18 protein-coding genes and 4 pseudogenes are annotated in these 20988 nt (G+C 53.0%); 10 read left to right on the top strand and 12 right to left on the bottom strand.

What is annotated here, in order from left to right:
* Window positions 1-535: 535 nt before the first annotated feature.
* Together JNO11_RS23590 and fumA are read left to right on the top strand one after the other, a co-directional pair.
* The gene (locus JNO11_RS23590; protein ID WP_010247273.1) at window positions 536-2044 is read left to right on the top strand and encodes an anion permease; all 1509 of its coding nucleotides are present in this window, start codon (window positions 536-538) and stop codon (window positions 2042-2044) included.
* A 156-nt stretch (window positions 2045-2200) separates the two neighbouring features.
* Window positions 2201-3848 (top strand): annotated as a pseudogene (gene fumA, locus JNO11_RS23585) (class I fumarate hydratase FumA).
* A gap of 89 nt (window positions 3849-3937) precedes the next feature.
* Here fumA and JNO11_RS23580 read toward each other — a convergent pair.
* Together JNO11_RS23580 and JNO11_RS23575 are read right to left on the bottom strand one after the other, a co-directional pair.
* Window positions 3938-4594, bottom strand: coding sequence for an SDR family oxidoreductase (locus JNO11_RS23580; protein ID WP_325178027.1), 657 nt, complete (start codon window positions 4592-4594; stop codon window positions 3938-3940).
* An 88-nt stretch (window positions 4595-4682) separates the two neighbouring features.
* Window positions 4683-5750: an SDR family oxidoreductase gene (locus JNO11_RS23575; RefSeq protein WP_325178026.1), complete on the bottom strand. Its 1068-nt coding sequence runs from the start codon at window positions 5748-5750 to the stop codon at window positions 4683-4685.
* Window positions 5751-5850: 100 nt separating this feature from the next.
* Between JNO11_RS23575 and JNO11_RS23570 the strand changes: the two genes are divergently transcribed.
* From JNO11_RS23570 to JNO11_RS23555, 4 genes and pseudogenes are all read left to right on the top strand, one after another.
* The gene (locus tag JNO11_RS23570; protein ID WP_010247278.1) at window positions 5851-6753 is read left to right on the top strand and encodes a LysR family transcriptional regulator; all 903 of its coding nucleotides are present in this window, start codon (window positions 5851-5853) and stop codon (window positions 6751-6753) included.
* Window positions 6754-7074: 321 nt separating this feature from the next.
* Window positions 7075-8524, top strand: a pseudogene (locus JNO11_RS23565) (sugar porter family MFS transporter).
* Window positions 8525-8622: 98 nt separating this feature from the next.
* Complete coding sequence (locus JNO11_RS23560) at window positions 8623-9450, top strand: TIM barrel protein (RefSeq protein WP_033773887.1); 828 nt, start codon at window positions 8623-8625, stop codon at window positions 9448-9450.
* A gap of 9 nt (window positions 9451-9459) precedes the next feature.
* Window positions 9460-10470, top strand: coding sequence for a Gfo/Idh/MocA family oxidoreductase (locus JNO11_RS23555; protein ID WP_010247281.1), 1011 nt, complete (start codon window positions 9460-9462; stop codon window positions 10468-10470).
* A 158-nt stretch (window positions 10471-10628) separates the two neighbouring features.
* Here JNO11_RS23555 and JNO11_RS23550 read toward each other — a convergent pair whose 3' ends face one another.
* The 4 genes from JNO11_RS23550 to JNO11_RS23535 form a co-directional block, all read right to left on the bottom strand.
* The gene (locus JNO11_RS23550) at window positions 10629-11102 is read right to left on the bottom strand and encodes an OmpA family protein (RefSeq protein ID WP_033786942.1); all 474 of its coding nucleotides are present in this window, start codon (window positions 11100-11102) and stop codon (window positions 10629-10631) included.
* 2 nt (window positions 11103-11104) lie between these two features.
* Window positions 11105-12313 (bottom strand): diguanylate cyclase, encoded by a 1209-nt coding sequence (locus JNO11_RS23545; protein WP_010670302.1) that lies wholly within the window; start codon window positions 12311-12313, stop codon window positions 11105-11107.
* A 1-nt stretch (window position 12314) separates the two neighbouring features.
* Window positions 12315-12875, bottom strand: coding sequence for a YfiR family protein (locus JNO11_RS23540; protein WP_187484493.1), 561 nt, complete (start codon window positions 12873-12875; stop codon window positions 12315-12317).
* A gap of 147 nt (window positions 12876-13022) precedes the next feature.
* Window positions 13023-13928: a LysR family transcriptional regulator gene (locus tag JNO11_RS23535; RefSeq protein ID WP_033773883.1), complete on the bottom strand. Its 906-nt coding sequence runs from the start codon at window positions 13926-13928 to the stop codon at window positions 13023-13025.
* Window positions 13929-14330: 402 nt separating this feature from the next.
* Between JNO11_RS23535 and JNO11_RS23530 the strand changes: the two genes are divergently transcribed.
* The gene (locus JNO11_RS23530; protein ID WP_325178025.1) at window positions 14331-14624 is read left to right on the top strand and encodes a DUF1330 domain-containing protein; all 294 of its coding nucleotides are present in this window, start codon (window positions 14331-14333) and stop codon (window positions 14622-14624) included.
* Window positions 14625-14887: 263 nt separating this feature from the next.
* On the opposite strand, the gene JNO11_RS23525 is transcribed toward JNO11_RS23530, so the two are convergent.
* Both JNO11_RS23525 and hprR read right to left on the bottom strand, forming a co-directional pair.
* Window positions 14888-16246 carry a heavy metal sensor histidine kinase gene (locus JNO11_RS23525; RefSeq protein WP_325178024.1) on the bottom strand — a complete coding sequence of 453 codons (1359 nt, stop codon included), beginning with the start codon at window positions 16244-16246 and terminating at the stop codon, window positions 14888-14890.
* Window positions 16239-16920: pseudogene (gene hprR, locus JNO11_RS23520) on the bottom strand (response regulator transcription factor HprR). The gene JNO11_RS23525 and the pseudogene hprR overlap by 8 nt, the downstream one beginning before the upstream one ends.
* A 136-nt stretch (window positions 16921-17056) precedes the next feature.
* Here hprR and uraH point away from each other — a divergent pair.
* Both uraH and JNO11_RS23510 read left to right on the top strand, forming a co-directional pair.
* Complete coding sequence (uraH, locus tag JNO11_RS23515) at window positions 17057-17467, top strand: hydroxyisourate hydrolase (protein WP_010247303.1); 411 nt, start codon at window positions 17057-17059, stop codon at window positions 17465-17467.
* A gap of 5 nt (window positions 17468-17472) precedes the next feature.
* A complete protein-coding gene (locus JNO11_RS23510) occupies window positions 17473-17964 on the top strand; it encodes a heme-binding protein (protein ID WP_033773880.1) in 492 nt (163 codons plus the stop codon).
* A gap of 131 nt (window positions 17965-18095) precedes the next feature.
* Here the strand turns inward: JNO11_RS23510 and JNO11_RS23505 are convergent, their stop codons facing one another.
* A complete protein-coding gene (locus JNO11_RS23505) occupies window positions 18096-18548 on the bottom strand; it encodes a GNAT family N-acetyltransferase (protein WP_033773878.1) in 453 nt (150 codons plus the stop codon).
* A 205-nt stretch (window positions 18549-18753) separates the two neighbouring features.
* Between JNO11_RS23505 and JNO11_RS23500 the strand changes: the two are divergent.
* Window positions 18754-19327: pseudogene (locus tag JNO11_RS23500) on the top strand (tyrosine-type recombinase/integrase).
* A gap of 46 nt (window positions 19328-19373) precedes the next feature.
* Here the strand turns inward: JNO11_RS23500 and JNO11_RS23495 are convergent.
* From JNO11_RS23495 to JNO11_RS23485, 3 genes are all read right to left on the bottom strand, one after another.
* Complete coding sequence (locus JNO11_RS23495; RefSeq protein WP_325178023.1) at window positions 19374-19799, bottom strand: hypothetical protein; 426 nt, start codon at window positions 19797-19799, stop codon at window positions 19374-19376.
* Between the two features lie 67 nt (window positions 19800-19866).
* On the bottom strand, window positions 19867-20313 hold the full coding sequence (locus tag JNO11_RS23490) for a hypothetical protein (RefSeq protein ID WP_325178022.1): 447 nt from the start codon (window positions 20311-20313) through the stop codon (window positions 19867-19869).
* A gap of 9 nt (window positions 20314-20322) precedes the next feature.
* Window positions 20323-20943, bottom strand: a complete 621-nt coding sequence (locus tag JNO11_RS23485; RefSeq protein WP_033773874.1) for a LysE family translocator — start codon at window positions 20941-20943, stop codon at window positions 20323-20325.
* Between the last annotated feature and the right edge of the window lie 45 nt (window positions 20944-20988).

Here is a 20988-nt window from a genome sequence, read left to right as displayed (position 1 = left end):
TCGCTTAATTAAGTGGTCCGATGTCATGAGACTAATATACCCTTTTCTTTGCTTTCATAAGCGATAAATTTACTTTTTTTAACTTTTAAATGATTTAGAGTTTTTATTTGCCGAATGCATAAAGTGAAGTTATATTAATTGTTAACCATGGGTAACCAAAAATCAACCATTCGTTTACATAAAAAATAAATCGTTTATCATCATGCAGTTAAAGCAAGGCATTCAGTTTGCGTGAGCTGCTGATTTGTCGACCAGCTTCACAGAACTGTCAAAATGTCGATGCCGTAAATATAAATAAAAAATAAATGTTAAAAATGGGGAATAATGAATTAATTTCTTTGATCTGGATCAAAATCTATATTTGCAAAAATCGCATCATATTTACATGGATTTAAAAATGCAGCTCAATAGCTAAGCAGTCGATTAAAAAATCAGTGCATCGCGGTTTATTCACACTATTAAGAATAAGAAAGAAAGTCATCAGTGAAGGTCCGGGGCGCAAATCGCATTCTTCTTAACTTGCAGATAAAATACTATGAAACCACTCTCAGCTGTAACTGAACCCCCAAAAGTCGCACCTGCGGCGCCGGGTAAAAAGAAAGCTATCATGCTTGCTCTGCCGGTGCTCGTTGCCGTGTTGCTGTTGCTGGTGCCCACACCAGCCGGACTCGAACCCTACGCCTGGCACTTCTTCGCCATCTTCGTCGGCGTGATTGTCGGATTGATCTTTGAACCCCTGCCAGGCGCGGTGATCGGCCTGACCGGCGTGGTAGTCATCGCGCTGTTCAGCCAGTTTCTGCTCTTCAGCCCGGCTGAACTGGCTAACCCGAAATTCAAAGTCGCCAGTGAGTCGTTCAAATGGGCGGTAAGTGGGTTCGGCAACTCCACGGTCTGGCTGATCTTCGGTGCCTTTATGTTCGCCGCAGGTTATGACAAAACGCAGTTTGGTCGCCGCCTGGCCCTGATTCTGGTGAAGTATCTGGGTCGCCGCAGTCTGACGCTGGGTTATGCCATTACCTTTGCTGACCTGCTTCTTGCGCCCTTTACGCCGTCAAACACCGCGCGCAGTGGCGGTACCATCTACCCGATTATTGCCAACCTGCCGCCGCTTTACGGCTCTAAACCTAACGACCCGAGCGCCCGTAAAATCGGTTCCTATCTGATGTGGGTAGCGATTACCGCGGCCTGTATTACCAGCTCCATGTTCCTCTCTGCGCTGGCACCCAACCTGCTGGCACTGGCACTGGTAAAAAGCATCGTCGGTTTTGATATCTCATGGGGCATGTGGTTCCTGGCCTTCCTGCCGCTGGGTGTGCTGCTGATTCTGACCATGCCGCTGCTGGCTTACTGGTTCTACCCACCTGAAGTTAAAATCAATGATGAAGTGCCGAAATGGGCCATCGCTGAACTGGAAAAACTGGGCAGACTGACCCGCAATGAAATCCTGCTGCTGGTGTTTGTAGTCTGTGCACTGCTGATGTGGATTTTCGCCACCTCGTGGATCGAACCTGCCATGGCGGCGCTGCTGGTAGTCGTTCTGATGTTGTGGACCGGCGTACTGACCTGGAATGACATCACCAGTAATAAACCGGCCTGGAACACCTTTGCCTGGTTCGCCACCCTGGTGGCACTGGCCGATGGTCTGGCCCGCGTTGGCTTTATTACCTGGTTAGGTAAAGAGGGTGGCATGCTGCTGCAGGGTTATGACCCACAGGTTTCGGCCGTGGTGCTGTTAATCGCCTTCTTCCTGCTGCACTACCTGTTTGCCAGTACCACCGCACACACCACCGCGCTGTTACCGGCCATGCTGACCATTGCAGCCTCCATTCCGGGCATCAATATGCCGGTCTTCTGCCTGATGTTGTGTACCTCTCTGGGTGTGATGGGCATCATCACGCCATACGGCACCGGCCCAAGCCCGATTTACTACGGCAGCGGTTATCTGCCTACCAAAGACTACTGGCGTCTGGGAACCATCTTCGGTGCCATCTTCTTAGGCTCCATGATGCTGATTGCCTATCCGTGGATGGTGTGGTTGTTCTGACGGATACAACATGCAGATCAACGCGTTATAAGATACCATTCCTGCACTTCCCCACCGCACCCGCGGTGGGGAAGCATAATAAACAATTAATTCGCCTATGATGTTGCGCCCCGCAGCCTGTCCGCGGAGGTTCAGCCGGTCATTAAGTGAGAAAAAATGTCGAACAAGCCTTTTGTCTATCAGAACCCTTTCCCGCTGTCCCACGAAGATACCGAATACTATCTGCTGAGTCGTGAGCATGTCTCCGTCTCCGAGTTTGAGGGTCAGGAGATCCTTAAAGTCGATCCTCAGGCGCTGACGTTACTGAGCCAGCAGGCGTTCCACGACGCCTCTTTTATGCTGCGTCCGGCCCACCAGCAGCAGGTCGCCTCCATCCTTGATGACCCGGAAGCCAGCGACAATGATAAATATGTCGCCCTGCAGTTTTTAAGAAACTCTGAAATTGCCGCCAAAGGCGTGCTGCCAACCTGTCAGGATACCGGCACCGCGATCATCATGGGCAAAAAAGGGCCAGCGCGTCTGGACCGGCGGCGGTGATGAAGCTGCGCTGTCACAGGGTATCTACAACACCTATATCGAAGATAACCTGCGCTATTCGCAGAATGCCGCTCTGGATATGTATAAAGAGGTGAATACCGGCACTAACCTGCCAGCGCAGATCGACCTCTACAGCGTGGATGGCGATGAGTACAAGTTCCTCTGTATCGCTAAAGGTGGCGGTTCCGCCAATAAAACCTATCTCTATCAGGAAACCAAAGCGCTGCTGAGCCCGGGCAAGCTGAAAAATTACCTGGTGGATAAGATGCGTACCCTCGGCACCGCAGCCTGTCCGCCCTACCATATTGCGTTTGTCATCGGCGGCACCTCGGCAGAAAGCACCCTGAAAACCGTGAAGCTCGCCTCAACTCACTATTACGACGGGCTGCCCACTGAAGGCAACGAGCACGGTCAGGCGTTCCGCGACGTTCAGCTGGAGCAGGAACTGCTGGAAGCGGCGCAGCAGCTCGGTCTGGGTGCGCAGTTTGGCGGCAAATATTTTGCACATGATATCCGCGTGGTGCGTCTGCCACGTCACGGCGCCTCCTGCCCGATCGGCATGGGCGTCTCCTGCTCGGCTGACCGTAACATCAAAGCGAAGATTAACCGTGAAGGTATCTGGATTGAGAAACTGGAAGCCAACCCAGGCCGCCTGATCCCGGAAGCACTGCGTCAGCAGGGCGAAGGTGAAGCGTTGCAGGTTGATCTCAACCGCCCAATGGAAGAGATTCTGGCGCAACTGTCCGCTTATCCGGTTTCAACCCGCCTGTCACTGACCGGCACTATTATCGTGGCGCGCGATATTGCACATGCAAAACTCAAAGAGCGCATCGATAACGGCGATGGATTACCGCAGTACATCAAAGATCATCCGGTCTATTACGCTGGCCCGGCGAAGACGCCTGAAGGTTATGCTTCTGGTTCACTCGGCCCGACCACTGCCGGTCGTATGGATTCCTACGTGGATCTGCTGCAGGCGCACGGCGGAAGTAAGATCATGCTGGCCAAGGGCAATCGCAGCCAGCAGGTGACGGATGCCTGTCATAAACATGGCGGCTTCTATCTCGGCAGCATTGGTGGTCCGGCAGCGGTGCTGGCGCAGCAGAGCATCAAAAGTCTGGAATGCGTGGAGTATCCCGAGCTGGGAATGGAAGCAATCTGGAAAATCGAGGTGGAGAACTTCCCTGCCTTTATTCTGGTCGATGACAAAGGTAACGATTTCTTCCAGCACATTGAGCGCGCGCACTGCGCGAAATGCGTTAAGTAGCATATGCGTTAAGAAAGAAAAAAGCCCCGACTTCGGGGCTTTTATTTGTTACGCATTCAGGCGTATTGGCTGTGATAACGAGCCTTTTTTTAGCCCCGCAGCAATCGCTGCAACGCCACATCAATCTGCACATCACCTTTGGTGAGTTCGATGATCTGATACTTAATTGCCGGATTTTCAATCAGGCCGACCAGTGTCGCCGCCACATCTTCGCGCGGGATCTCACCATACGGAATCGCCAGATCGGCATGAACCTGACCGGTACCGGCTTCATCGGTCAGCGTACCCGGTCGCAGGATCACCCACTCCAGCTTACTCGCCACCAGCTCCGCATCCGCCAGACGCTTCACCCGCATGTAATTCTCAAATCCCTCTGAGGGAGTTTTACCGCGGCCCGCATCCGGGAAAGCGGAAACCAGCATAAAGCGTGATACCCCCGCCTGTTCTGCTGCGGCAACCGCCAGCTTCAGCCCTTCTCCGTCAATGGCATTTGTCAGCTCGATCCCGGCACCGCCCGCACCCGCCGTGAAGACAGCCACATCGTGACCGGTCATCAGATCTGCCAGTGCCGTCACGCTCAGCTGCTGAATATCGCCAGCCACCGGTTTAGCACCAGCGGCCTGCAGCGTCTCTGCCTGCTCCGGTTTGCGGTGCAGCGCCGTCACTGTATGGCCTTTACTGCTCAGTTGACGAGTCAGCTTTTGGCCCACTTTGCCCGCTGCGCCGATAATGAAACATGTCGCCATAGGATCCAATCCTCCATTTACTGATTGAGTGCCAGAGTATAGCTATCAGTCAGAAACAAAACAGGCGCCTGATGCGGCGCCTGATGGGTTATTGCGGGATCACTTTTTCCGCTTTCAGCTTATCAAACAGCTGAATAAAGGAGTCGAGCGTGCTGCGATAACCGGTGAAGCCCGCTTTGCGGCTCTTACTCATATCAGTAAAGGCTTCCATCGGACGTCCCAGGTCGGCATCGGTATGCCACCAGGAAGCCAGTCTGGTGACATCCGATTCACGCAACTGATGCTGATCTGCAATCGTCTGCCATGCACTGGCGGCTTCCTGCATGCGATCTTCCAGCGGCATCATCTGCGCCGGGTATTCTGCTGCTTCAATGCCGAAATAGTCAGCCAGTTTTGGCCACATCCAGTTCCAGCGGAACACATCGCCGTTTACCGCATTGAAATCCTGATTAGCGGCATTAGGTGAGGTCGCCGCCCAGTGCAGCTGCTCAGCCAGCAGGCCCGCATCGGTCATATCAACGACACCGTTCCACTGCTCGGGTGAGCCAGGGAAGATAAACGGCCAGCCTTTCTCTTTACACAGCGTTGCGTAGACCGCCAGCGTCTGACCCATATTCATCGCATTGCCCACGGCATAACCGATGATGGTGTGCGGGCGATGCACACTCCAGCGGTAGTCATACTTCTCTGCACCAGCGAACACTTCATCTTCCTGCGCGTAGTAGAAGTTATCGACTGGCTGACGGCCCTGCTCTTCACGGAACGGCGTGACTGGCACAGCGCCTTTGCCGTAAGCTTCAAACGGCCCCAGGTAGTGCTTCAGTCCGGTTACCAGCGCCACGTGCGAACCCTGTAAGCGGTCGCCGAGTGCTTCAATCACATTTCGCACCATGCCGCCGTTAACGCGGATATTCTCTTTTTCATTTTCCTGACGCGCCCAGACGCTAAAGAACAGCGCATCCGGTTTCACTGTTTTCAGCGCGTCACGGACGGCATCCGCATCGGTCAGATCGGCCGTCAGGCTGGTGACACCTTCAGGTATCGCGCCACGTCCGCGTGACAGACCGCTGACCTGCCAGCCTTCCTTCTGTAATTTATCTGCCAGTCCGCGACCAATAACGCCACTGATGCCCACAATCAAAGCGTGCTTTTTCATTTGATTTCTCCTCATTTTGCGTAATGCTAAGCCTAATAGAGAATTCAGTTCTTATCTCTGGCATTTATTCACAGCATTCTCAACCTGAGTTCATTAATCGATGCACGATCATCGCCTCAAAGATATTCTGCCGTTTGTTGCCAGCGTAGAGTGTGGCAGTTTTACCGCCGCTGCGGAGCGTCTGCACGTGACCGGGTCGGCGATCAGTAAAAGCGTCAGCCGCCTGGAGACGCGATTAGGCTCGCGACTGCTGGAGCGCACCACACGGAGCCTGCACCTCACCGACGCGGGCAGCGCCTATTACCAGACCTGCCTGCGTATTCTGGAGGATCTGGCCGAAGCCGAAGCGGTACTGGCGGCACAGCGAACGATTCCTTCCGGTCGCCTGCGCCTGGCGGTGCCCACCACCTATGGCCGCCTCAATGTGATGCCGCTGCTGATGCCCTTTTGTCAGCAACACCCGGAACTGGCACTGAGCCTGAGTTTTTCTGACCGCTTCGTTGACCTGTTTGAAGAGGGCGTGGATGTGGCGGTACGGATCGGCGGCGCGCCCGACCTGCCTGCTTCGCTGGGCTGGCGTAATATGGGCCGCGAGCAGATGCAGTTCTGTGCCTCACCCGCTTATCTGGCACGTGAAGGACGACCTGAAGATGAGGCGGCGCTGCTGAACCACCGCGCCATCCTTTATGAGCGTGTAGACGGCAGCACCAAACCCTGGCTGTTCACCACCGAAGATGGTCAGCCGCACTGGCGCGAGGTGCCGTACCGGCTGGCACTGGGCGACGTTGATGCCCAGCTGCAGGCTGTCATCGCCGGGCTGGGCGTGGCACAAATGCCCTCGTGGCTGATTCAGCATGCCGTGAAACAGGGCGACCTGGAGATAATTTTGCCGCAGTTGCAGCCCGAGGGGCTGACGCTGAGCGTGGTGTGGCCACGCCGTAAACAGTTCCTGCCTAAGGTCGATGCGCTGTTATCGGCGCTCACCGCGCTGGAAATCCGCTAACCCGCCCTGCTATCTGTTTATCGCGGTTGGGATGTTTCATCCTGACCGCGATCATTTACTCTTTCCAGCCGCTGATTTCCCGCTGTTCCGCCCTGCCTGAACCGCCGGTAACTTATCAACCTCACCTATAACCCGCTTAAATTTAATGTTTTTATTTTTGCTCTGATGGAATCCCATCAAAATAAAAATGGTGGAAGGGTTGAGCTCACATAATGAAAACTAAGTTTCAAATATAATTTAACCCGAAATAAAAATATCAGTAGGGTGATGTCTTCTTCATGTTCTGACGTTTTGTCTTTGCCGTTATTACCAGGAGTATTCATGGAAAAAGAACTTTATATCTCGTCGAACCCGGCATCCGGTCCAAATAGCACCACCCGCACCGAGCCTTTTGTGAAGATTATTGCGCTGGTCGCCACCCTGGGTGGATTGCTGTTTGGTTATGACACCGGTGTAGTCTCAGGCGCATTACTGTTTATGCGCGGCGATTTGCATCTCACCCCCTTTACTACCGGGCTGGTCACCAGCTCCCTGCTGTTTGGTGCAGCCTTCGGCGCGCTGGCAGCCGGTCATCTGGCGGATGGCCTCGGCAGACGACGCATTATCATTGCGCTGGCGCTTATCTTCGCTTTTGGCGCTGTCGGCTCGGCGCTGGCGCCTGATGTCACCTGGATGATCGCTTCTCGCCTGTTCCTGGGCTTTGCCGTGGGGGGGTGCTGCCGCGACCGTGCCGGTCTACATCGCAGAAATCGCCCCCGCCAATAAACGTGGCCAGCTGGTCACACTGCAGGAACTGATGATCGTCAGCGGTCAGCTGCTGGCGTACATCTCCAACGCCACCTTTAACGATATCTGGGGCGGCGAAAATACCTGGCGCTGGATGCTGGCGCTGTCGATTGTCCCCGCTGTTCTGCTCTGGATCGGCATGATTTTTATGCCTGAAACCCCGCGCTGGCACGTAATGAAAGGCCGCAGTCAGGCAGCGCGCGAGGTCCTGGAAAAAACCCGTGCCGCCGAAGATGTCGAGTGGGAGCTGGAAGAGATTGAGGAAACCATTGAAGAGAACCGTCAGCGTGGCAAAGGCCGCCTGCGCGATCTCGCCACACCCTGGCTGATGAAAATCTTCCTGCTGGGCGTGGGTATTGCCGCAATCCAGCAGTTGACCGGGGTGAATACCATTATGTATTACGCCCCCACCATGCTGACCGCCGCCGGACTGAGCAACGATGCCGCGCTGTTCGCCACCATCGCCAATGGCGTGATTTCAGTGGTGATGACGCTGGCGGGCATCTGGTTAATCGGCAAAGTGGGACGCCGTCCGCTGGTGTTAATCGGACAGATGGGCTGCACCTGCTGCCTGTTCTTTATCGGACTGGTCTGCTGGCTGATGCCGGAATACCTCAACGGCACGGTCAACCTGCTGCGGGCTTATCTGGTGCTGGCGGGGATGCTGATGTTTCTCTGCTTCCAGCAGGGCGCATTGTCACCCGTTACCTGGCTGCTGCTGTCGGAAATCTTTCCCGCACGGATGCGTGGCATCTGTATGGGTGGCGCAGTCTTCTCGCTGTGGATCGCCAATTTCGCCATCTCCATGGCCTTCCCGCTGTTATTAGCCGCATTTGGTCTGTCCGGAGCCTTCTTTATATTCGCGGCTATCGGCATCGGCGGTTCTGTTTTTGTTGTGAAGTTTATTCCCGAGACCCGGGGAAGAAGTCTTGAGCAGGTCGAGCACTATTTCTATGCGCTTTATAACGGCAACGGCAAAAAATAGTGCCTGAAACGTCTGTATTGAATAATCCACGGCCCGCGTCATTACGCTGACTACCCGATTGCTATTAACACTGTACCCCTACATTCAAGGAAATTGTTATGAGCCTGAATATTCCCAACGCGCGCTTTTGCATCAACCGTAAAATTGCGCCCAGCCTCACCCTTCCGCAGTTTTTTAAACTGGTCAGCCAGCTCGGTATCCATAATGTCGAACTGCGTAATGATATGCCCAGCGGCCGCGTCACCGACGATCTCAGCGGCGACGAGGTAAAAGCCCTGGCGCGTGAGTCAGGCATCCGGATTGTCACCATTAATGCGCTCTATCCCTTTAATCAGCTGAATGAAGAGGTGCTGCAACGCACCCGCCAGCTGTTAAGTGATGCGCAGGCGGTCGGCGCTGAATCGCTGGTGCTCTGCCCGCTTAATGACGGCACGCCGATCAGCGCTGCCGACACCGTAAGCGCGCTGAAAACCCTGGCCCCGCTGTTCGCTGAGGCAGGTATTCAGGGGCTGGTGGAACCGCTGGGCTTCCCGCAAAGCTCGCTGCGTTCAGCAACTCAGGCTCAGACGCTGATCCATGAAGCGGGTGTGCCATTCAGATTGCTGATCGATACCTTCCATCATCATCTGTTTGAAGATGCGGAACAGACTTTCGAACAGGAGATCGATATTCAGCAGATCGGTCTGGTTCACCTTTCCGGCGTCACCGACCCGCGCCCGGTTAATCAGCTAACCGACGAAGAACGCATCATGCTCAGCGCGGACGACCGCTTGCGCAGCAAGCAGCAGGTCGAGCGACTGGAGAAAATGGGTTACACCGGCCTTTACGCCTTTGAGCCGTTCTCCTCAGTGATGAACAGCTGGCAGGAAGCGGACATTGCCCGCGAAATTCGCGACAGCATCCAGCTGTTAAACCACTCAGCTTAAGGAATTATCATGACTATTAATATTGGCGTCATCGGCACCGGCGCAATCGGTCGCGAACACATCCGCCGTTGCAGCACCGTGTTACAGAATGCGCGCGTGGTGGCGCTTAACGATATCAACCGTGAAAACTGCCAGCAAATCGTTAACGAGCTGACGCCGGAAGCGCGTATTTATGACAATGCTATCGATCTGATTAACGATCCGCAGGTCAATGCGGTGCTGGTCACCTCCTGGGGCCCGACGCATGAAGCCTTTGTGCTGGCCTGCATTGAGGCGGGTAAAGCGGTGTTCTGCGAAAAACCGCTGGCGGTCACCGCGCAGGGCTGCATGAACATTGTGGAAGCAGAAATTAAGGCAGGACGTCAGCTGGTGCAGGTCGGGTTTATGCGCCCTTATGACAGCGGCTATCGCGCGCTAAAAGCGGTGATCGACAGCGGCGAAATTGGCGAGCCTTTGATGCTGCACTGCGCACACCGCAACCCGGAAGTGGGCGACAGCTACACCACCGACATGGCGATCACCGACACCCTGATCCACGAACTCGATGTGCTGCGCTGGCTGCTGGATGATGATTATGCCAGCGTGCAGGTGATCTTCCCGCGTAAAACCCGTAAGGCGTCGTCACATCTGCGCGATCCGCAAATCGTGCTGCTTGAGACGACCAAAGGGGCGCGCATTGATGTCGAAATCTTCGTGAACTGTGAATATGGTTACGACATTCAGTGTGAAGTGGTGGGTGAAAGCGGCATTGCTCGTCTGCCGGAGCCAGTCTCTGTGCAGCTACGCAGCGCGGCTAAGCTCTCCACCACCATTCTGACTGACTGGAAAAAGCGTTTTATCGATGCGTATGACGTGGAGTTGCAGGCATTTATCAACAACGTCATCAGCGGTGAGATGACCGGTCCCTCCGCCTGGGATGGTTACGCCGCCGCGGTGGCCGCTGATGCCTGCGTCGCGGCCCAGACTTCCGGTGAAATTGTGCCGGTCAGTATGCCAGCAAGACCGGCGTTTTATCGCTGATAGCAACACTGCACGGCGGGTTCCGCCGTGCATTTTCCTCTGCGTTTCATCTTTTCCAGCGGCTCTTCACGCATCATCGGTAACCGGATAAAGCCCCCAGGCAGGATATTGAGTCATACCGGCCTGAGCGTGCAGCACTGCTCACTGCTCACTCATTATCACGGCGCAGTAATCACAATTGCCACACGCCGATTTTGCGCGCGTCCCTGTGCACTGTTGTTACTGGTAACCGGTGCACTCATGCCTAATCCACGTGTGATAATATTTTCGCGCGGTATAGCAGCCCCTTCCGCCCACTGTGACGCGACTGCGTTAGCTCTTTTTAGCGACAGCTGTTGGTTATAATCCGGTTTGCCGTAATTATCGGTGTGCCCGTCAATTCGCACATGCTTAATACCGGTCGACGCCAGGTTTTTTGCCATCCCCTGAATGTTACTTTTGCTGGAGGGTGTAAGTTCTGACTCGTTTACACCAAACAGGATCTTGTCTGATAAGCCTAATCCCCAGCCTTCCATATTTTGAGTGAATCCCGCACGCTTCATCGCTGCGATCTGCGCCTCAGTAAAACGTTCTTTAGACTGACAACCGACCAGCGCCAAAATAAGCAGCATCAGGGAAATATTTTTTTTCATCTTTAAGCCTTATTTGTTCGCTTATTTTTGTACATATTCATGTCAGCGCGTTCGAGAATAGACTCAACCGTATCGCCGTGTTGTGACCAGGCGTAGCCAATGGTAACCGAGGTATTTATCGGCGTACCTTCTGCAAGGATGATTTTTTCCATGATGAGGTCATGGATGTCCTGCATGAGTTGCTGTAATTGCTCCTCACTGACCTGACTGCTCACCAGCATGGCAAATTCATCCCCACCTAAACGGGCGACTAAATCCTGTTCAGATGCCAGTGATAGCAGGCGTGCTGCTATCGCTTTTAATACCTCATCCCCGGCGGCATGGCCCCAGTTATCATTGATACTTTTAAAGCGATCGCCATCAAGAAAGAGTAAGGCAAAACGCTCCTCAGCATATTGCTGGTCGAGAAGCCGGGAAAGGTGAGCAGCAAAGGCGCTGCGGTTTGCAAGACCGGTTAACGGGTCCTCCAGCGCTTTGGCTGCCAGCGAGCGATTATCACGCATAAGCGAAGCCTTTAGCGATTGCATTTCCCTCAGCAACGAATTGAGATCATCTGAAAATAGCTGAAACTCACTCGTCGTGCTCTCCGGTATACGCAAGGAAAAATCACCGGAATGAATCACATAGTGAATCGAGCTGGTAATGTTGCGCAGTGTAGCGAGCATACCCCGATGCAGAAATTCACTCAGCAAAAGGGAGATAATCAGGACACATAGCATACCGCTGGTCAGAATCATGAAGGAGTATCGAATGAAACTCACCGCGCCGGTCACGGTGCCTTCCAGCGTTAATGTACCGACAGCAACGTCAGAGTGAATGATACTGACGTTAAGCGGTTTAAGATAAATCCACTCACGTAATAACCGCGAATACCAGCCCGTCTGCTCCTGCTGAGCATGCCAGTTGACCAGAACAATTTGATCTTTAGTGACCAGTTTCGCAGACGCGTACATCCCTTCATTGCCGAGCCGTGCAATTTTATTGTGCGCATCGTAACTGTCGGAAAAAACGGTCGCAGCGGTTAGCGTGGTGCTGAGGGTTGCGCCGATTAATTCAAGGTTTCGCTTCTCGTAATTTTTAATGAATAGCAGCGACGTCGAAGAGAGCAACAGCCAGCACAACAGTAATATCACCGCAGCGTTGATGGTGCTTATTTTTCGCAGTTTATTGCGTATCGATGATTTGTCATTTCTTAATTTATCGAATTTCATTTTATTCGCTTCTCTCGCGGGACAGCAAAAGCACGTCCGGACTCACCCTGACACCGCTTCTGGCAAGCGAATCAAGGTTAACGGAAAAAAGCGTGTGGCCCGGATGAAAAATCAGGCAAAACGCGGCGCCCCGCGTGCAATCCGCATTGTTCTCCGCGAGTGTAAGAACGGCTCTGCCCTTAAACTGCTGAATAAGGTCCACCTGCTGTTGTGACGTCTGATCGCCGAAATAGACGGCGTCGCATCTGTGCGACGGCAGGTCGCCTGCGCTGGCAAGATAAACAACGGTGAATGTGGCTGCCGCCGAGGAGGCAGAGTCCGGCAAGGAGAGATGCCGGGCTGAAGAAAAAATACATAATTGAGGCGGTTGTTTTAAGCCCGTCCACTGGGTGAAGCTAATAATACCACTGACGATATCATTGGCTTTGTCATCTTTTATTTCGGCACTGGCAATATGAGGAATAAGCAGCAGCAAAATAAGTCCCGTATAAACGAGTTTGCAGATGTGGCGTATGAAAAGCAGCACATCGACGTCATGATGAATTTGATATTTATCGATCATACTGCGTTCCCAAAAATTCTACGCATGGCAGGACGCCTTAATAAGCGCGGAAATATTAGCATAGCGGTGATTAAATTTGTACTTCTGGTTTGGTTTGCCACATACCCTGTTGTTGTACTTTTATCTGGCGTAAGAATCACTGTGCTATCAGTCAAAATAAGGTTTTAAAATTTCTTCGGTCCAGTGCATAAAGGCTCTGACACGCCGCGACAGATTTCGTCGGTGTGCGACAACAAAAGAGGCACTAAGCGGCTCAGGACGCAGATTGGGAAGGACTTCAACCAGCGCACCGCGCTCAATATAGGGCGCCAGTGTTGAGTAACCGCCCTGGATCAAGCCCAGCCCGGCCAGTCCCGCCTCATGATAGGCCGGTACGCTGTTGACCCTTATGGCGCCGGGTAACATCAGCAATTGATAGCCGTCATCCGCCGGATACTCCCAGCCATCTGGCTTCGAACCAAAGCTCCGCTGGTAATGAACCATCTGGTGGCCCTGACTGAGAAGGTCATCAATTGTCTGCGGTACCCCGAAGCGCGCCAGATAGCCCGGACTGGCTGCATTGATCATGCGCAGCTGCCCCAGCGGGCGAGCAATAAGCGTGTCATCAACGATTGGCCCCAGACGGATGACACAATCAAATCCTTCATGAACTAAATCAACGCGCCGATCGGTACTTGAAAGCTCGATCTCCAGTTCAGGGTGTGCCTCCAGCAACTGCGGCAGCGCGGGGATTACCACGCATTGTGCCAGCACGGCAGGCATATCAACGCGTATCCGGCCCCGCAGTGACATCCCCTCGTGAGAGAACATGGACTGTAATTCTTCGGCTTCCGATAACAGATCGCGGGCGCGTGAGTAAAAAGCCCGTCCATCTTCCGTTAACTGCACTGTTCGCGTGGTGCGATGCAGAAGCGTCGCGCCTGTCTCCCTTTCGAGTTCGCGCACCACTAATGAGGCGCGTCCTTTCTGAATTCCCAGGCTTTCAGCTGCCTGAGTAAAACTCTTCATTTCCGCCACGCGTGCAAAAATAATCAGCGCCTCAAGGTTTTTCATTCATTGTTCTCCTTCAGAGTAACAGTGCGTTATTTCTTACGTTATTTATCACCATATTAATGGGTAATAGACTGCTTTCACACCGCGGATATTACAGAACGCGATCTGAACGTTATGAAGGTGAACCGTCTCTCTGAAAGGCTCAACGCCGTTGCGAACTGCCATGCAGGTTTGTGTACATAAGCACTGGTTCAGATCCCCGCATCATTCAGATCACTGTCGGTTCCGCGACAAACATGACCCAAGGTATCGGGAAGAACTCAGTGAAAAGGTTGTTACTCACCACTCAGTCCGTTGACCCGAAGGAAGATTTGAAAACTTAACCCCCATTCCGGATTTGGTTAACGCCAGTCGCGCTGCCTTACGCTGGATTTCACCCCCCTGTCAGGAAGGAAAAGAGAAATGAACAAAGGTTATTTAATCGCTCACGTGACCGTATCGGACCCTGTCGCATACGCTGACTATGCCAGAGCTGCAAGCGAAGCCATGCAGGCGTTTAATCCGAAGATCGTTGCCTGGTCAGGGCAGTATGAAAATCTGGAGGGAGAGGCGCATGAACGGCATGTGGTATTTGAGTTCGAATCTTTTGCCGAAGCCAAAGGTTTTTATGAAAGCCCTGCGTATCAGGCTGCCAGGCTGTTGCGTGCAGGGGCTGCGCACGGGACGTTTGTGCTGGTTGAAGGGGCCAGCCTTTAAACACTTCACCGTCATGTGCCGATGCAGACTCCAGCGAACCTGGGGCCCGCAGGATGTCACCAGTATGCTCAGTGGTGCCGGGATTTACCCGAGAAAGTGACAAGGGATATTCTGGTAATTGACGCTACCTGACCACCGTGCCGGTTAGGTAGCGTGTAACAGGCAAGGGGGTGGCTGTGTCTGACTTTATGACTTCCGCAGATCGCTTCCATCCTCTTCTGCTTTCATTAAAGCAACACGGATGAGGTTTTTCTTACAGACGCTCACTTTCGGGGCAGGCGCAGGCCAAAGATATTGTGCCCGTTCTCATGCCGGTAGTAAGCACTTCCGCCATGTAAAGCGGCGATGGCGCGTACCAGCGACAGTCCCAGCCCGCTTCCGACCGTATGACGGACGTTATCGCCCCGCCAGAAGCGTTCAAATAATTTTTCAGGCTCCTCCAGCGCTTCGCACGCGTTCAACACCTCAATCTCAACGTAGTCAGCGTGATGACAGGTACTGACCTGAATCGTGCCTTTTTCTGGCGAATAACGAATGGCGTTGATCAGCAGGTTACTCATCGCACGCTGGAACAGCATTTTATCCGCGGTGAGGCTGCCTGCGGCGCTCAGCTCAATGGCCTTCTCCTGCTCTTCCGCAACCGGTTCAAGAAAGTCGATCAGCGATTCCAGCGCGTCCTGCAGCAGGAAGTCCTGTTTATTGAGTCTGATATTGTGGTGCGTGGCGCGAGCCAGGAAGAGAATGTTTTCAGTGAGACGCGACAGACTCTCAAGCTCTTCAATGTTGCCTTCGAGCAGCGTCTGATATTCAGCGGCTGAGCGTTCATGACCCAGCGCGACCTGATTCTGGCCCAGTAACACATTAATGGGCGTGCGGATTTCGTGGGCCAGATCGTCGGCAAACTGGGTCAGACGGATAAAGTCCGTGGATAAGCGCTGACGCATAGCGTTAAGTGCATTGCCAATCGGTAGCAGCTCCTGCGGGATAGCCTGAAGCGGCACGGGCTGATTTAACCGGTCACTGGCCGTTTCTGCCACGATCTTACTTAACCGGCCGATCGCCCTTAGCCCTCTGCGAATCAACAGCGGACTGACTGCGGCGCACAGCAATATGGCCGCCAGTGAAACCAGAATGCTTTGCTGGCGATAACGCTCCAGCATCAGTGCTCGCTCCCGCGCGACCCGGGCAAGCGTAATAGTTACCGGCCCGAGCGAGGAGTTTGCCTGCAGGCTTAACGCCGACGCTTCCGTCTTATCCGCATTGATCCAGCGGTGCAGCTGTTTCTCACTGGGTGGCGTACTGACCGGCGTGGGCGAGATCGCGGGCAACGTTATCCCGGTATGATTAATACTGACGTTTTGCTCATGCTGCGAGCGGATGCTGAGAATGTCCTGATGGATATCGACCATCCGATTGAAGTAGAGCGGCAGCGAGCTGGGATGGGCACCATCTTCAAGCAGTTGTCTTAACTGCGCCGCCCGATTAATCAGCGTTTGATCGTCCCGCCAGACCAGTTCACTGCGTAACGCTTTATACAGAATCAGGCTGATGCCGCCACAGGCCATCGCCATGATCAGCGTAAAAATTGCCGTCAGCCGCAGCGTCAGAGAAGGGCTAGTCACCCTCGCCTCCTTTTTCTGACAGGCAATATCCCATGCCCCTTACCGTAGTGATGAGCTTTTTAGGAAAGGGGTCGTCGACTTTACGGCGCAGGCGGCGGATAGCAACATCGACGATATTGGTTTCACTGTCGAAATTAACGCCCCATATTTCGCTGGCCAGCAGCGTCCGCGGCAGAATCTCACCGTGACGGCTGGCGAGCAGCCATAACAGCATGAACTCTTTGCGCGTCAGTGCAAGAGTGACACCGTCACGCACAACCTGAAAGCGCGCTGAGTCCAGCACCAGATCGCCCACCCGTAGTACGCTACTGTGCGGCTGCTGCTGCCGTAGCTGATTTCTTACCCGAGCAAGCAACTCCGCAAAAGAGAACGGCTTAACCAGGTAATCATTGGCCCCCCAGTTCCAGCCCTTTCACCCGATCATCCACCGAGTCTCTGGCGGTCAGGCAAATCACCGGAATCTGACTAGCGGTACGCAGGGTTTTCAGCACCTGCCACCCATCCATTCCCGGCAGCATAATATCCAGTATCACCAGGCTGTAGGGATGTGACAGCCCGAGATGCAGACCATCCCGTCCATCTGCAGCGTAATCCACGATATAGCCCGCTTCTTCCAGCCCCTTACGCACCCAGGCGCTCGCCTTCTGGTTATCTTCGATCAGTAATAGTTTCATCGGCGCAGTTTGCCATGAAATTTATGACCGCCCCAGCGTTTCAGCGCCAGATGACAATATGGTCATCTTTCTGACAGGCAGAACGAACAACCGTACAGGTATAACAGCGGGGTGATTAACACCGGAGTATTAAAAAATGAAAAAGAGTCTCACTGCCCTGGCCCTCACTACGCTGCTTGCCGTTCCCGCGGTCACCTTCGCGGCCAGTAAAAATCCGCTGAGCGTTCACGTGCTGAACCAGCAGACCGGGCTGCCGGCCTCAGAGGTTGAGGTAATGCTTGAGCAGAAACAGGGAGAAAGCTGGAAAGTACTGAATACCGCCAATACTAATCAGCAGGGTCGGATTGATGCCCTTTGGCCAGCAAAGCCCTTTGAGGCGGGAGACTATCGGGTGATTTTTAAAACCGGTCACTATTTTGCGGCACATCAACAGCAGAGTTTCTTCCCCGAAATCCCGGTGGAGTTCCATATCACCAATACCACGACCACCTATCACATTCCGTTGCTGCTGAGCCAGTACGGATATTCCACCTATCGCGGGAGCTGAAATAAATGAAACGTTTACTGCTGGCATTGATGCTGACTACCGGACCTGCCGTGGCGCTCGCTGCTGAGCCAGCCTCCGTCTATGACATGACGCAGGCGCTGAGTAATCAACTGGCAACGGAGGCCTTGTCCGCCTGCCATAATATGAATCGTCAAGGCGTAGTCGCCGTGGTAGATCGGGGTGGAAATCTGGTCACGCTGATGCGGGATGACAACGTGGGGCCGCACAACACTCAGGCGGCATGGCGTAAAGCGTTTACTGCGCTCTCCACCAAAACGCCAACCAGACAACTGACCATAAAGGCGCAATCCTCACCGGAAAGCGTCAACCTGAATACGGTTAATGAGCTATTGCTGCTTGGCGGCGGCGTGCCGGTGCAATATCGCGGCCAGTGGATCGGCGCTATCGGCATGGCGGGCACCGGCGGCGCGGAATCCGACGATCAATGTGGGACCGAAGCGATTAACAAAGTGCTGGGTAACAGCAAGCAACAGTAATCATGATGAATGCGCGGCGGGTATATTCCTGCCAGACACGGGGAATAAACTGTTCCCCGTGTTGTTTAAATAAGTCGCTGCAAGAACGGCTGCTTTGTGCCAGGAGCGGACATCAGTTCCAATTAATATAGTCAGCGCAATGCCTTTGAGAAACAGACAGCTTCTGCCCTGCCTATATATGGGCCGTAATTCTCGATAGGGACATAACCATTTTTCATGTAGAAATTTACTGCACGATAGTTGATGTGTCGGGTTTCCAGCCTAATTTCGATATATCCCATCTCTTTTGCAGATTTTTCAAGAAAAGTGAGTAAAGCACCGCCAATCCCTGACGCACTTCGGTCTGAAAACATCCTTTTAATCTCGGCTATATTTTTGGTTAATGGCCGTATAGCACCACATCCCACAGCTTTGCCTTGAGAATTCTTTGCTAATGCCCATAAAGCATTGTCATCACTCATTGCTTCGACGGTGAAATTGCTTTTGCCGTTATCACCAGTAATAGCGGCAAGTTCTGCTGATAGAGCTTCGACTAAGCGACGGGACTCTGAAGAAAATGGATCTGATTTTTCTACTGTTATCATGGTTATATCCTGCAGGATAAATGTGACCAACTTAAAGCATCCTGTTAAGGAAAGCATCAGCCTAAAACGGGTGATGGGACAACAATTATTCAAACCATCCTTTGGATGTCATGTCCGCTCCTCGCTCATACGGGACACTCATAATCACATCTCCTAACCCAATGGAGATTGAACATGACAACATCCCCCCTGGAACAAAAGCCGCATTATCGGCCAGAAACGGCCTCTTCAGATCTTTCATATCTGGGGGGATTCGTATCCGTCTTGAGCGGGAAGGAAAAGTCCGCGATTTGGCTCTGTTTAACATGGCTCTGAACAGTAAACTTCGGGGCTGTGATCTGGTTAAGTTGAAATTTTCTGATGTGGCCTATGGACACACTGTTTCGGGCAGAGCGACTGTGATGCAGCAAAAAACGGTCAGCCCTGTCCAGTTTGAACTGACGAAGGGAACCAGAGAGGTTGTAGCCGCATGGATCAAAATGGCTCATCTACGCAGTAGCGACTATCTTTCTCAGTCCCGTATTAGTTCATCAAGACACATTTCAACCAGACAATATAATCGTATTTTTCATGGATGGATTGAGAAGCTGGGTCTTGATGAAACGCTCTACAGTACGCATTCCATGCGCAGAACCAAGCCATATCTGATCCTTAAAAAAACGAAAAATCTTCGTGTGATCCAGTTACTTTTGGGTCACAAAAAACTCGAAAGCACAGTACGTTACCTGGGCATCGAAGTAGATGATGCCCTGGAGATATCAGAGTCGATTGAAGTCTAACTTGTCAGGGCTGCAACAGCAGCGCTGTGCCAAAAGCGGACAAAATTTATTGGGATATTATGGACGCTGGTTCAGCCAGTGCATTGAGATGAACATCACACTGGGGGCCAAAGCATTTTATCTGCTGGCAGTCAGGCTTACCGCTGAGGCAATTGTGATAAACGTGCATGTTATGCAGTCTGACATTAAAGACGGTGTCCATATGGATACCGTAATCGGCATTGTCATGCACCTCCAGATCGCTCATATAAACGTTGATCAGGTGCGAACCACGAATGCCGTGCCCGCGTGGGCTGGCATAATAACCTCCGCTGTTTTTTCCGGTCTGGATTAGACGAACATCTGCGACGCGGCGAAGGTAGATATTGTGAAAATAGTCCTTCTCAGTGTTGCCATTGTTATGCAACTTCAGATCCGTCGCCGTGACATGGCTGGCGCCTTTGATATGGATCCCATCGCTGCTGTTCTCCACCTCAACGTTCTGAAGAGTAATATCATTACAGCCGGTTTTTTCACCGGCGGTCGGGTCTCCGCTGCAGTTAAAAAAAGAGACCAATCTGATTATTCCTCAAATCCTGACTGTCAGACCGTTGGTCAATGGTGCCGACCAGTTTCACATCCTTTATCGTGACGTGGCTGGCGGCAGTGGTATAGAGAAGCGGCGCATTAATGGTGCTCCTCACCGCAGGACTCCAGGTGATAACCGTACCCGGCCCCGTGCCTTGAAGTGCCACATTGCTGCTCAGCAACAGGCTGCTGGCCTGAAACCAGGTACCTTTACCGAGCAGTACCGTGCCGCCACCGGCGACCTGCTTAATGCATTCAGACAGTTTTTGTGAAGATGAACACGCCACCGTGCCAGCAGCAACTGCAGCGGGGAGGTAACATGCCAGCATGAAACCAGCGATAAAACTGACATTGCGTAAAAGGGCTTTCAAAGTAATTTTGCTCACAGTTAACTTAAGAACAGAGGGAGAGGTCAACACTGACAAAGATCATCTCAGAAGGAGCCGGATCCCCAGATACCCCATCACCAGCCCACTCGCTTTATCCAGCCGGGATTTGTATTTCATATAGGTGAGACGTGGCTTTTCAGCCGATAACAGCCATGCCACCAGGCCATACCAGGCTGCATCAATGAAGAACGCCATACCGGGCAACAAAAGATAAAGATAGGGCGAGATATGCTGACTGAGCAGCGCAGCAAAAATACTGCCAAATACAATTGCTGTATTCGGATTACTGAGCTGAGTCGCCATACCGGTAATAAACGCGCGGCCCGGACGGTGTGCGTTTTCGCCTCCCAGGCTCAGATCCAGGCTGTCGCCCGTTCTGAAAAGCATGCCACAGCCAAGCCAGAGAAGGTAAACCCCACCGGCGGTTTTAAGCACGGCATACAGCCAGGGAACCAGCTCCAGCAGAGAGTGCAGCCCGGCCAGCGCAATAACTGAGAAAATCATGCATCCCACGCCCATGCCTGCGGCGGCGGAGAGCGCACTGAGGCGAGATGAGACGACGGCAGTACGTACTATCATGATGAAGCTTGGTCCGGGACTCATGGCGCCTACCAGGATAGCGCCGGCTATCGTCAGAAGGGCGGCTGGCGATTCAGTCATAGTGTTACCTGCACTGTTAGTTTCAGAATTGCCTCTTTTGAGCTG

The organism is Pantoea sp. 1B4, from assembly GCF_016925765.1.
Classification (GTDB): domain Bacteria; phylum Pseudomonadota; class Gammaproteobacteria; order Enterobacterales; family Enterobacteriaceae; genus Pantoea; species Pantoea agglomerans.
This window is presented reverse-complemented; position numbering and strand designations above follow the sequence as displayed.

Coding starts and splice junctions, on each gene's coding strand:
- JNO11_RS23590 (WP_010247273.1), top strand. CDS start 536: ATGAAACCACTCTCAGCTGTAACTGAACCCCCAAAAGTCGCACCTGCG.
- JNO11_RS23580 (WP_325178027.1), bottom strand. CDS start 4,594: ATGGCGACATGTTTCATTATCGGCGCAGCGGGCAAAGTGGGCCAAAAG.
- JNO11_RS23575 (WP_325178026.1), bottom strand. CDS start 5,750: ATGAAAAAGCACGCTTTGATTGTGGGCATCAGTGGCGTTATTGGTCGC.
- JNO11_RS23570 (WP_010247278.1), top strand. CDS start 5,851: ATGCACGATCATCGCCTCAAAGATATTCTGCCGTTTGTTGCCAGCGTA.
- JNO11_RS23560 (WP_033773887.1), top strand. CDS start 8,623: ATGAGCCTGAATATTCCCAACGCGCGCTTTTGCATCAACCGTAAAATT.
- JNO11_RS23555 (WP_010247281.1), top strand. CDS start 9,460: ATGACTATTAATATTGGCGTCATCGGCACCGGCGCAATCGGTCGCGAA.
- JNO11_RS23550 (WP_033786942.1), bottom strand. CDS start 11,102: ATGAAAAAAAATATTTCCCTGATGCTGCTTATTTTGGCGCTGGTCGGT.
- JNO11_RS23545 (WP_010670302.1), bottom strand. CDS start 12,313: ATGAAATTCGATAAATTAAGAAATGACAAATCATCGATACGCAATAAA.
- JNO11_RS23540 (WP_187484493.1), bottom strand. CDS start 12,875: ATGATCGATAAATATCAAATTCATCATGACGTCGATGTGCTGCTTTTC.
- JNO11_RS23535 (WP_033773883.1), bottom strand. CDS start 13,928: ATGAAAAACCTTGAGGCGCTGATTATTTTTGCACGCGTGGCGGAAATG.
- JNO11_RS23530 (WP_325178025.1), top strand. CDS start 14,331: ATGAACAAAGGTTATTTAATCGCTCACGTGACCGTATCGGACCCTGTC.
- uraH (WP_010247303.1), top strand. CDS start 17,057: ATGAAAAAGAGTCTCACTGCCCTGGCCCTCACTACGCTGCTTGCCGTT.
- JNO11_RS23510 (WP_033773880.1), top strand. CDS start 17,473: ATGAAACGTTTACTGCTGGCATTGATGCTGACTACCGGACCTGCCGTG.
- JNO11_RS23505 (WP_033773878.1), bottom strand. CDS start 18,548: ATGATAACAGTAGAAAAATCAGATCCATTTTCTTCAGAGTCCCGTCGC.
- JNO11_RS23485 (WP_033773874.1), bottom strand. CDS start 20,943: ATGACTGAATCGCCAGCCGCCCTTCTGACGATAGCCGGCGCTATCCTG.